Origin of the sequence: Paraburkholderia sp. NMBU_R16 (assembly GCF_013282575.1) — a bacterium.
Classification (GTDB): domain Bacteria; phylum Pseudomonadota; class Gammaproteobacteria; order Burkholderiales; family Burkholderiaceae; genus Trinickia.
On the sequence record NZ_JAAAYE010000096.1, the window covers coordinates 1 to 9,529 of the forward strand.

Sequence of the window (9,529 nt, forward strand, 5' to 3'; positions counted from 1 at the left end):
CGCGCGGCTACACGCGCTTCGAAACAATGCGAACCGTGCTGTTCCTCATCGCCGGCAAGCTAGATTTCTCCAGCTTCAACCCGCATGCCTCGTGAGCCGCGTTACCCACTGCATTTTCAAAAGAGCCCATTAACTTCTCCTTGTAGTGATTGAGACTTATGCGCGGCCGATCGAGTTATTCGACAGAATCGATGACCGCCCGCCGTTGGCGCTCAGGAATCTCATTGCTCTCATTGCCGCACCGGCCGCATTGCCGATCTTCCCGACCATCGACGATATCCCGACGCCCCCCGCCAGCTGCGACGCGAGGGACGGCATCCCTAGCGATACGATGATGAACACGAGGCCGATCCCAACGATCTTCGCTTCGAGGCTATAGGTCAGCATCATTTCTTTGGCGCTAAAGCTGGTCGGCAATACGGACGTCATGAACCGCACTTCGATGGCGCCGACGGCGCCGAAGAGGGCAACAAGCAGCCCGTAGTTCAGGCACTGCCCGACCCAGTTTTGAAAGAACTGTCTCGTGGCCGGGAAAAGGGCTGCGAGAATAAAGGCGGGTCCGAGTGCAAGCAACAGCCCGAGCGCAAACTTCGCAAGAATGATGTAGGCCGCGGCGATCGCGAGGAACGGCATACCGACCAGAAATATGCATAGTGCAAGCACCGAGACCTCGACAAAGAGCCCAATCTGGTATGCCTGCAAGCCGTTGTACAGGCTCTTGATTGCATCGATATAGAGGTTCAACAGAGTGTCGAGCCCGTTGCCCAAATCGCTCCCGCCCATTAGCGCACGGCTGAGGTCGTCACCGAGCCCGTTGAAGAACGGCACCACGAACTCGCTGTAGTAGCCGATGTTCATGCCGGCCGTCAGCACAGCCGCCCATCCGGCCATCTTCATCATGTAGTCGACGATCGGCTTGTCGTTGTGGCCGCGCCAATACGACACCAGCACAAGCAGCACGTAGAGGCTAAATCCTGCGGCGACCAGCGGACTGATGAGCGAAACCATCCTCGCCGATCCGGTGTTGATCGTGTCCAGCACCTGCGTGTCAAACGCATTGAACATATCGGTGAAGATGTGCAGTTGCATGGCCGCGCTCCGTTATTGTTCGCTCGCGTCGTCGCCGTTCAGCCGCTGTTGCATATCGCGATGCGCCGCCTGCTGAGCGAGCGACTTCTCCGCGTCCTCCAGCCTTGCCGCCAGATCGAGCCGCATCTTGTCTGCGTTGATCGACGAAATCTCCGCAGACCAACGATTTTGCAGATCCGCCTTCGCCGCAGGGTCTTGGGTTAGATTCGATTGCTGCATCAGTTGCTGGATGTTATTCAGCCGGCCGATTGACGCTTGATACGCGCGCATCGCCATCGCCTTGTTCGCCGCTTCCGTGTCGTTCAGCCGTTGCTGCCCCGGGGTGTACGCTGTCATGCCTTCTTGCTGCTCGATGCTTTGAGCCACGCCGCTGATGCCGTTGAGCTGACCGCTCTTCACCTGGTCGTACACGGACTGCCATTGATCCGGCAAGTAATTGCGCAGTGACGCATCATTGAAGATGTCGCCCAGGCCACGGTTGCCGATGGTCGAGTGATATGCGTCCGAGACCGTGATGTACTCCTGCTCCAGTTGCTTCACGGTGAGGATTGCCTGCGCGAGGTTGGACACGTCGAGCACCGGAATGCCCTGCGCCTGAGCGCTTTGCATCGACAACGGCGCGGCGATCGCGGCGGCACCGATCAATTTGCAGATGGTTCTCATCTTGATGATTCCCAATGTGAGGCGGTTGTGTGTTCAATGTGAGGCGCTCGAGACCTTCGAGCGCTCGAGTTCCAGCAGTTCCTGGAGCGTCGTGTGGATCCCAATGAGTTGCGCCAATAATTGCTGGTTCGTGTTGGCCGATGCACTTGCGGCTTCCGCGGGCCTCTCCGAGCGGGCCGTTGGCGATGCGGCGATGTCGCGCGGGGGCGTCTCGGCCTGTTCGTCTCGCTCTTGCGCCTGCGTCATATGTATCTGACGCGCCTGGGCGATGTATGCCTGGAGCGCACTTGGATCGATATCGGGAATGCCAGTCGCGCCTGCAGCGCAGGTCATGCCAAGCATCGAGGTCACTAGCAGACTCTTTACGCGAAACTTCATCGCTATGCTCCTTGTTGGGCCCGCTCAAGAGCGGGTATTTGCTTCACGCCGGCAGCCGGCGCCGAAGGAGACGTGACGCTCCGCGCATACGTCGGCGGCAGCGAACAGAGATGGGTTGACTTCGCTTCGCTCTACGAGACGATCGCCGATGCTCGCGCCACTTGCACCCATGCTTCATTGATCTGCTCCTTGGTTGAACCGCTGTTGCCCGCGGATGGTCGCCAGCGCGTCAATGTCGTGCTGGACGATTGGCCGCCGTTGTTGGCGAACGGCGTCGAGATAGGCCAGCGCGCCCGGATGCCCAGCGTTGGCGCGTTCCAGCTCGTCGAGCTTGACGTCGATAGGTCGATAGGGATTCATCGGGCGAAAGTCGCGCCGAAGGACCAAGTGCCACCACAACCAAGCGAAGGTCAGAGCGCAAGCCAGCGACACGATCAGGCCAAGCAGCCCAAGCCACCACAGGCCACTCACTGCGGGGTTGCCAGCGCTCAACGATGACCGAGTGCCTTCGAACGCCGGGAAGGCTTCGGTCGTCGCCAAACCGGCAAGGCCGAAAAGAGCCAGCCCGAAGATGACAACGCCCGCACCGACAATCCGGTCCCATGTTCGATCGTGCTGATCGGCCCAGCGCTCTAGCTGCCCGCGCGTGGCCGGACCGACTGCCGGCTCGAGGCGTAGGTTTCGCTTCATCGGTAGTCGACCTCCGCCATAAGCGGCGCCTCGGCCCTCCGATTGCGCTTGCCCTTTCGCCGTGCCTGAAAGAGCTGCATGCGCAGCGCCGCATCGCCGTGCGCGTCGCGCGTGCATTGTTCCCAGATCGCAACGTTGTCGAGGCTGCTAGAGAGCACCGCGATTTCGTCGTTCATGCCACCAAGATCGAGCGTCGCGAATGCGGACTGGTTACTCTGCTTGATAAGGAACGTGCGCGACTCCTTCGACAAGCGCTTGAGCGTGTCGAATTCGCGATCGGTTAGGTTCAAGAGCTTGTAGCCTTCGCGCGTGGCGTCCGGATTCGGCAAGTAGATCTTCGTAGCGGTCAGGTCGCGAATCTCCGCGAAAATCGGGCACTGAATCGCGTCTTCCGGCGACTGCGAATCCAGGATCATGAACTCGTCGGCCTTGCGCCCCGTCTTGAGCGACTTGCGGATCAGCTCCTGGGTGGTCGGATAGCTCGCCGGCAGCCAGAATTCAGCGATGACCGTGGCAAGGAGCCCACCCTTACGCTGCATTTGTTCCTTCAAATACAGCAAGTGCGCAAGAACCGGCTCTGTTGCCGCGTAGTCCTTTTTGAGGAAATCCGTCACGTCGAATCCGATCCGACGCACGTCCGCAACGTTCGTCAGTGTGTTCGGCACGTTGTCCAACGCCCACGCAAAGCGACCGTTCGTCGCGCCGCACCATTGACTCAGGCGAACCCACAGACTGTTTTCCTCTCCGGTGTCCGCGATCGACTCGAGTAGGCGGCTAAAGGTCTTGTGCTCGATCTGCTCGAGGGCCATGACCGTGTCGACCGCATGCTTGATCTGCCGCTTGTCTTCGGCGCTGAGCTTGCCGTTCTCGTCGCGGCAGCATGCGCCGACCAGGTCGTACAGGTGCGCGCGGTTGCGCTTCGTGTCGGGCAGGCCGAGCGGTGCGAGGCCTGTCGGCTCCCCTTCGCGCAGGGTATAGTAGAGCGCTCCGATCTCTTCGAGGAAGATGCGCAGGCCCTGATCGAGATCGAGCGCAAAGATCTTCGGGTCGAACCGCTCAAGGAAACTGAGCAGCATCGTTTCGAGGGTGGTCTTGCCCGTGCCGGTCGAGCCGAGAATCAGCGTGTGGCCGGCCACCTTCTCGCCAACGCTGTCTTCGTCAAGGCGCGACGCGTGGCAATTCAGGCTAAACAAGCTCTTGGCCACGGTCTGCACCGGCATCAGCGCCGAGCCGTCACCGAGCGGATTGCCACGCGCTTTGCCCGCCGCGTAGGTGTGCATGGAAAACGACGACGCCAGGCTACGCGTCGACTTGGGCATCGGCCGCGGCTTCGTCTTGAACCCCGGGACCTGGCTCATATAGGTGTAAGGCGCCGATGCCGTGGCCTTCACGAACTTAAAGCCGCAATCGTTCAATGCACGGCTCGTCACGTATGCGCCGTTGCTGATGGCCTGCTCCGCTGTGTCTCCGTACACGACCAGCGCGCCGTGATAGTCGCCGAATGCGAGATCGCGCGCCGCAATCAGCGCGAGCGCTTCCTTCAACTCGTCGATTTGGTGCGTCGCCTTGTCTTCGACTGATTGCAGATTGTTGATCTGCGTCTCGATCGCATCCATGGCTTCGGCCGTACTCAGGCAGCCGAAGCTCTGGGTGAGCGTGAATTCAACGGGCAACGACAGCAATGGATTCGTCTGCCCCCACCCCGCCTTCGGAAAATCCTTCAGGTCGTAGCAGGTGGCAAAGCGGGTTGACCGATCGGTGCGAATTTCGACGGTGTCATAGTGGAAATGCAGATGCGAGGTCGGAATCAGGTCTCGGCCGGTGGCTTGCGTCACCGGGACGCGCTCGTCGATGCCGTTGACCAATTCCCCGATGAATTGGTATGGCTCGGAAAAAAGGATGCCGTTATGCGCGTACGTTTCGAGAACCTGCGGGTCGTAAGCAACGAGCGCCTTCGTCAGCGATTCGCTCAACTCTTCGAGTTCGCGCACCGACTCGTCCAGCTCGTCGCCCTGCAGGATCGCCGTGATGTAAAAGCTGTTCTCGAAATGATCGTGCTTGCGAAAGCGCTGTAGGTACTTGTCGACGGCCTGTTGGATGAACGGATTGAAGAACCGGTACTCGTCGCCGAAGGAGACCCGCCGGCGCCGAAACGTCGTCCACAGCGACAGGCGGTTGCCCTTTTCCAGCGTCATCGCCGCAAGTTGGCGATTCCAGCTGTCGTAGCGGGCCTCGATCTCGCCGCGGCTGACCGATTCGAATGGCACGCCGCTTAACCGCAGCACCATGAAGGCACCGCCGTTATCGATGCTCGTCGCCGTTTCCGACACCGGGCGTCCGATGCGCGGCAGCTTATCTTCGGATGACGCGACGAGCCGGTTAAGGTCATCCCTCACGCCCATGCTTCGTCTCCCGCGTTACCTGTGCCTTCCGCGAGCCTGCGTCGCATGAGCCGCAACTCGTCCGGCGTCAAACGCAGTAGGCCATAGACGGTCTTGCCGGTAGCCACCGTGCCCAAGGCCAGCGTGTGGCCCGGTGCGAGGCGGGCCGCCGCCGACGCCCCTCTCGGCTTGCTGACCGTGCGCATTGGTTTGCGTTCACTCATCGCAGTCATCCTCCATTGGAACAAGCAAGCGCTCGCATAAGGCGTCGAACCGCTCGAGGTCCTGGCCGTGGCAAAAGGAGCGGGTGTAGACCTCCAGCGAGCGCCCATAACGCATCGGTGCCAAGGTGTGCGTTTTGCCGAAGACCGACACGATGCGACGCTCTAGCCAACAGCGGAACTCCAGCCAGAACAAGCGCAGCGCCTGGTCGTCGGTTTCGCAAATGTGTCGCAGGAAAAGGAAAACGGGGACGCCAGCCGTGCCGATGAGCAGCCCCCCGGGCCCCAGCACAAAGCCGCCGAACATGCTTGCCATCAACGACGAGCATGCAACGATGAGTGCTGGGAACAGCGGAACACCCCAGATCATTGCGATTCGGTTTAGGCCACCGAAGGACGGATACAACGTGCGTTCGTCTTCCATGGCGATCAGCCGAACAGGCCAAATGCCCAGCCAGCGAGTACGAGCGCCGCTCCAACACCGGCGACTTTCGCGATACCCCCGCCGAAGTCGTGAACCCAATCGGCCTTCTTACTCCAGCATTGGACCCCTTCCCAAAGGAGATACCCGCCCGCCCCTGTTCCGCACAGAGCGTAGAACCACATAACAAAATTGTTGACAGCCTGTGTACCCGCATTCAGCCCACCGCCGGCGTATGCCTGGCTCGCTGCTGCCAACAGCACGACGCTCGCGATGGCACGACGCTCGTACAGCGCAGCGAGCGTGCGTCCGATCGCTGTTCCGAATTGCCTTCTCTTCATCTGTCGCTCCGTTAAAAGTCGCCCAGGGCATCCCAGGCGGGGTGGTGGTTTTGCAGGCTTGCCTGCGCGTCTTCAGGGCGCGGTGCTCTGCGAACGTGCACCGGACCGGAGGCCGGCGCGACGCGGTCCGGTACGACGGCGATCGGCGGCACGACAACGGCGCTCGCGGGGAGGTCAGCCGCGTTCGCGGCAACGCGTTGGACGTAGCTCGTGCCGTGTTGGTCCGGCATGAAGCCGCGAGTGAAATTGCCGCTGTAGTAGCAGCTGAGTGCCGCACGCATGGCGTCTTGCGGCCCTAACCTGGCGCCCGATGCGCGCTTGTAGCAATCGGCGAGGAGGACCCCGCCCGCGCGCAGATTCGCGCAGGGATCGAACACGGACTCGGAGGTGAGTCCGAGCGCGCGCAAGTTGGCGCGGTTGACCTGCGCCAAACCCATGCTGTAGTTCCGGCCTGCCGCTTCGAGCGCACGCGCCGTTGCCAGCGCCTCGTTGCGAGTAGCCGGCTGACGCGCAAGATGCCCTCCAACCACACCAATCGCGTAGGGATTGAAGCCAGATTCCGTCTTGACGAGCGCCTGGAGAGTCGTCGGGGCGACAGCCGGCGCGCATTGCTGCGCGAGCAGGGAGAAATCGACCGGCATCATGTACCGCTCCGGCGAGCATTTAACCGGCGTACGAAATGCTCGGCGAGCGTGAGCAAGTCGATCGGGAGCCGGACAGTTGCCAGTACGGCGAATGCCATCGCGCCAAAATCGCCGGCACCAAAGGTCGGCACGCCGTGAATGATCGGTTTCGCAATGGGATGTGTAAGCAGTTTGCGCATCACTCACAGATCCTCTCGAGCTCGCGGGCGGCCACGCGTACACATCGCGTAGCCGATCGCCAACCAACCGAACCCAACCAGAGCGACAGCAACCAGGTCTCGGATCGAATAGCGCTCGACCATCCAGCACGAGGCGCCGAGTGCCGACGTCACGGCGATGAAGATCAGCAGCGCACGGATGCCCCACCGCACCCACGAAAGTAGCTTGTCCATAGATTTGTCCTGTTTTCACGCATCGATTCGCTGAACATCCCCGGCTGGTCCGTTAGGAGTACTAATCGACTGAATCTCGGAACGATCGTTGTAAGTCGCTACAACAAGGTCAGTCAGTGATTACTGCCTTTGCCGTAGGAGACGCACCCCAAGGCGCTCGTCTCGTTACAGTTGTTCTCGTCGATCCATCGCTGCGCGCTCTGAGCGGGATCGTAGAATGGCGTGGTGGAGCCAGCGCCGAAATATTCGGTTTGCGACTGGGCCCCACCGAAGAGGCCACCCGAGATTCCCCACCAAACGCGAGTGAAGACCTGGCCGTCGACTTTGACCTGGATCACGCTACGCGCCCGGCACGCCGGACCGATGCGCGAGTCGTGGTACATAAGGTCATACGGACAGTACGAGCCACTGGCGCCGGCGTTGCCACCACTGATGGTCGTTGATTGCAGCGTCTGCAAGACGTCGGGCGGAATGGCGCTGCGAATCTCCGGCGAAAGCGAATCCCGGCTTTCCATCAGATCGCATGTCGGAAAAGGATGGCCGTGCGAGAGTGCGTCCCAAAGCTTTTCGATTGGAGGAACGCATGCGCCCTCGGTTTCAGGTCCGCGGGGATCGGACAAACACAACATGACCTGACAGCCCCAGCCGTCGGCATGGGCGGGCTCAGCGGACAAAACCGACACTGCGGTCGATGCGAGCGCGCCAAATATCGCGTTGGTCGCGCGACGGGACCAATGCGCTACAATGGTTTTAGCCATTCCGGACTTCCTCATCAGATGCTGCGTAATGGTCAGGTTGATGTCGGTGCGCCAACATCGGCATCAACCGTTACTTCTTCGCTACTCCCCCTCGTTTTTTGCTTCCGGCGTCAAGGCCACGATCTCAACTACTCGTCCATCTACGACCCCCTCTTTTAGGCGGAGCAACACTGCCGCCTTGTGCGCATGTCCTCGCCTTCCCTTGAGGCGTCCTTGCAAAAGCCCACTAACGGTATTACGCGGAATGCCGTGCTGAGCCGCCCAGTTCGACACGGATTCGCCGCATCGATCGAACTCTGCCAGAACCTGTGCCCGTGTCTTCAATGCCATCTTATTGGGGTCCGTATACTGTCGAGTGCTGAAGCAATTATGGTCAGTATGAGACATTTTCGCTCCATTGACAATATAAAGGGCACCTTTTTATGCCATCCGATTTTTGCGCGCGCCTAGTCGCGGAGCGACGCCGGCTGTCCGTCACGCAAGCCGAAGTCGCGGGATGGACTAACGTCCATCGCAAGACGCAAGCTGCGTACGAAGCGGGTGAACGTTATCCTGACGCCGCCTATCTGATGACTCTCCTCGAGCATGGCTTCGATGTGACGTACCTTCTAACAGGGCAAGTCGCACCGCGCTACGGCTCCGTGGACACCGACTTGCTGGAATCCGTTTTCGTCACTCTGGAGCGCTGCATCGAAGCCGCTAAACGCCAAGTCGCACCCACGGAAAAAGCAAAACTGTTCTCACTGATCTATCAAGCTGCAGCTGAGTCGGGACGAGTCGACCCGCTTGTTGCTCAAAAGGCCGTCGACCTTCTGGACTGACGTCACGGTTCGTACCGCACGATCGGCCTTAGCATCTAGGCGAGGATCGTAGCGCGGTTATCACTGTCGCCAGCCCACGGCGCCGCTTGTCAGCGAACCCGAAACCCGCACGGAATCGGCGCCGGGCCCAGCGATGACCTCCGCGTCACGCGGCATGCTTTCCCCTGACGCGCTTGATCGATCTCCCGTGAATCTCATCCCGAGGGCCACAGCACCGGTGCTCGAATAGACGTTCAAAGCCGTGCGCCCCATATCGAAGAACGCGTCGACACCCAGGATCAACGTGATCGCCTCAATGGGCAGGCCTACTGCGGATAGGATCACGGTGATGGCGACGACAGCGCCCGATGGCACACTCGCTGCCCCGTCAATCATGAGAACCGCCAACACGACGATTGTTACTGCGAGTTGCCAACTCCAAGCAATGTGATAGACGTCCATCAAATAACCGACGACGAGTGCTGTATACAGCACCGCCCCGTCACGGTTGAAGACATATGACAGCGGCAGGATTGTCGCGGCGACTGGTTGAGGGATGCCCATCTCGGTCAGTTTCCTAAGATGGATCGGGAATGTAATTTCTGAGGACCGCGTCGTGAAGGCCGTAATCGGTAATTGACCGACGTCGTTGCGATCTCAGGCGATCTGATGCAGTGGCGAGCGCAGCGGGTTGTCGGCGAAGAGCGATTTCCAGATTCGCGGCGTGAGTTCGTGCACGCGCGAAGCCGGA

At 60.4% G+C, this 9,529-nt stretch carries 14 protein-coding genes and 1 pseudogene; 1 reads left to right on the forward strand and 14 read right to left on the reverse strand.

Annotation, left to right across the window (positions count from 1 at the left end; genetic code table 11):
* Positions 1-156 precede the first annotated feature (156 nt).
* The 13 genes from GWC77_RS25945 to GWC77_RS26005 all read right to left on the reverse strand — a co-directional run bounded on the left by GWC77_RS25945 (position 157) and on the right by GWC77_RS26005 (position 8,365).
* Complete coding sequence (locus tag GWC77_RS25945) at positions 157-1,089, reverse strand: type IV secretion system protein (protein WP_173261763.1); 933 nt, start codon at positions 1,087-1,089, stop codon at positions 157-159.
* Positions 1,090-1,101: 12 nt separating this feature from the next.
* Positions 1,102-1,752, reverse strand: coding sequence for a type IV secretion system protein (locus GWC77_RS25950; RefSeq protein ID WP_173261766.1), 651 nt, complete (start codon positions 1,750-1,752; stop codon positions 1,102-1,104).
* A 33-nt stretch (positions 1,753-1,785) separates the two neighbouring features.
* A complete protein-coding gene (locus GWC77_RS25955; RefSeq protein ID WP_173261769.1) occupies positions 1,786-2,130 on the reverse strand; it encodes a hypothetical protein in 345 nt (114 codons plus the stop codon).
* A 174-nt stretch (positions 2,131-2,304) separates the two neighbouring features.
* The gene (locus tag GWC77_RS25960; RefSeq protein ID WP_173261772.1) at positions 2,305-2,820 is read right to left on the reverse strand and encodes a hypothetical protein; all 516 of its coding nucleotides are present in this window, start codon (positions 2,818-2,820) and stop codon (positions 2,305-2,307) included.
* Entirely contained in the window at positions 2,817-5,222 is a 2,406-nt protein-coding gene (locus tag GWC77_RS25965) for a transporter (RefSeq protein ID WP_173261775.1), read from the reverse strand. The genes GWC77_RS25960 and GWC77_RS25965 overlap by 4 nt, the downstream gene beginning before the upstream one ends.
* Positions 5,213-5,425: a hypothetical protein gene (locus GWC77_RS25970; protein WP_173261777.1), complete on the reverse strand. Its 213-nt coding sequence runs from the start codon at positions 5,423-5,425 to the stop codon at positions 5,213-5,215. The genes GWC77_RS25965 and GWC77_RS25970 overlap by 10 nt, the downstream gene beginning before the upstream one ends.
* Positions 5,418-5,846 carry a VirB3 family type IV secretion system protein gene (locus GWC77_RS25975; protein ID WP_173261780.1) on the reverse strand — a complete coding sequence of 143 codons (429 nt, stop codon included), beginning with the start codon at positions 5,844-5,846 and terminating at the stop codon, positions 5,418-5,420. The genes GWC77_RS25970 and GWC77_RS25975 overlap by 8 nt, the downstream gene beginning before the upstream one ends.
* A gap of 5 nt (positions 5,847-5,851) precedes the next feature.
* Positions 5,852-6,184, reverse strand: coding sequence for a hypothetical protein (locus GWC77_RS25980; protein WP_173261783.1), 333 nt, complete (start codon positions 6,182-6,184; stop codon positions 5,852-5,854).
* An 11-nt stretch (positions 6,185-6,195) separates the two neighbouring features.
* Positions 6,196-6,828 (reverse strand): lytic transglycosylase domain-containing protein, encoded by a 633-nt coding sequence (locus GWC77_RS25985; protein ID WP_173261786.1) that lies wholly within the window; start codon positions 6,826-6,828, stop codon positions 6,196-6,198.
* On the reverse strand, positions 6,825-7,010 hold the full coding sequence (locus GWC77_RS25990) for a hypothetical protein (RefSeq protein ID WP_173261789.1): 186 nt from the start codon (positions 7,008-7,010) through the stop codon (positions 6,825-6,827). The genes GWC77_RS25985 and GWC77_RS25990 overlap by 4 nt, the downstream gene beginning before the upstream one ends.
* Positions 7,011-7,220 (reverse strand): hypothetical protein, encoded by a 210-nt coding sequence (locus tag GWC77_RS25995; RefSeq protein ID WP_173261792.1) that lies wholly within the window; start codon positions 7,218-7,220, stop codon positions 7,011-7,013.
* 113 nt (positions 7,221-7,333) lie between these two features.
* Positions 7,334-7,978: a hypothetical protein gene (locus GWC77_RS26000; RefSeq protein ID WP_173261795.1), complete on the reverse strand. Its 645-nt coding sequence runs from the start codon at positions 7,976-7,978 to the stop codon at positions 7,334-7,336.
* An 81-nt stretch (positions 7,979-8,059) separates the two neighbouring features.
* The gene (locus tag GWC77_RS26005) at positions 8,060-8,365 is read right to left on the reverse strand and encodes a DNA-binding protein (RefSeq protein WP_367949115.1); all 306 of its coding nucleotides are present in this window, start codon (positions 8,363-8,365) and stop codon (positions 8,060-8,062) included.
* Positions 8,366-8,400: 35 nt separating this feature from the next.
* Here GWC77_RS26005 and GWC77_RS26010 point away from each other — a divergent pair, with 35 nt between their 5' ends.
* A complete protein-coding gene (locus GWC77_RS26010; protein WP_173261801.1) occupies positions 8,401-8,799 on the forward strand; it encodes a helix-turn-helix domain-containing protein in 399 nt (132 codons plus the stop codon).
* A gap of 216 nt (positions 8,800-9,015) precedes the next feature.
* On the opposite strand, the pseudogene GWC77_RS26015 reads toward GWC77_RS26010, so the two are convergent.
* Positions 9,016-9,399, reverse strand: a pseudogene (locus tag GWC77_RS26015) (dicarboxylate/amino acid:cation symporter); the annotation flags it as partial.
* Positions 9,400-9,529: the final 130 nt, after the last annotated feature.

What these genes read in the sequence shown, in the direction of transcription:
- GWC77_RS25945 (WP_173261763.1), bottom strand. Translation starts at nt 1,089, where the DNA reads ATGCAACTGCACATCTTCACCGATATGTTCAATGCGTTTGACACGCAG.
- GWC77_RS26010 (WP_173261801.1), top strand. Translation starts at nt 8,401, where the DNA reads ATGCCATCCGATTTTTGCGCGCGCCTAGTCGCGGAGCGACGCCGGCTG.
- GWC77_RS26000 (WP_173261795.1), bottom strand. Translation starts at nt 7,978, where the DNA reads ATGGCTAAAACCATTGTAGCGCATTGGTCCCGTCGCGCGACCAACGCG.
- GWC77_RS25955 (WP_173261769.1), bottom strand. Translation starts at nt 2,130, where the DNA reads ATGAAGTTTCGCGTAAAGAGTCTGCTAGTGACCTCGATGCTTGGCATG.
- GWC77_RS25985 (WP_173261786.1), bottom strand. Translation starts at nt 6,828, where the DNA reads ATGATGCCGGTCGATTTCTCCCTGCTCGCGCAGCAATGCGCGCCGGCT.
- GWC77_RS25960 (WP_173261772.1), bottom strand. Translation starts at nt 2,820, where the DNA reads ATGAAGCGAAACCTACGCCTCGAGCCGGCAGTCGGTCCGGCCACGCGC.
- GWC77_RS25995 (WP_173261792.1), bottom strand. Translation starts at nt 7,220, where the DNA reads ATGGACAAGCTACTTTCGTGGGTGCGGTGGGGCATCCGTGCGCTGCTG.
- GWC77_RS25970 (WP_173261777.1), bottom strand. Translation starts at nt 5,425, where the DNA reads ATGAGTGAACGCAAACCAATGCGCACGGTCAGCAAGCCGAGAGGGGCG.
- GWC77_RS25980 (WP_173261783.1), bottom strand. Translation starts at nt 6,184, where the DNA reads ATGAAGAGAAGGCAATTCGGAACAGCGATCGGACGCACGCTCGCTGCG.
- GWC77_RS25950 (WP_173261766.1), bottom strand. Translation starts at nt 1,752, where the DNA reads ATGAGAACCATCTGCAAATTGATCGGTGCCGCCGCGATCGCCGCGCCG.
- GWC77_RS25965 (WP_173261775.1), bottom strand. Translation starts at nt 5,222, where the DNA reads ATGGGCGTGAGGGATGACCTTAACCGGCTCGTCGCGTCATCCGAAGAT.
- GWC77_RS26005 (WP_367949115.1), bottom strand. Translation starts at nt 8,365, where the DNA reads ATGTCTCATACTGACCATAATTGCTTCAGCACTCGACAGTATACGGAC.
- GWC77_RS25975 (WP_173261780.1), bottom strand. Translation starts at nt 5,846, where the DNA reads ATGGAAGACGAACGCACGTTGTATCCGTCCTTCGGTGGCCTAAACCGA.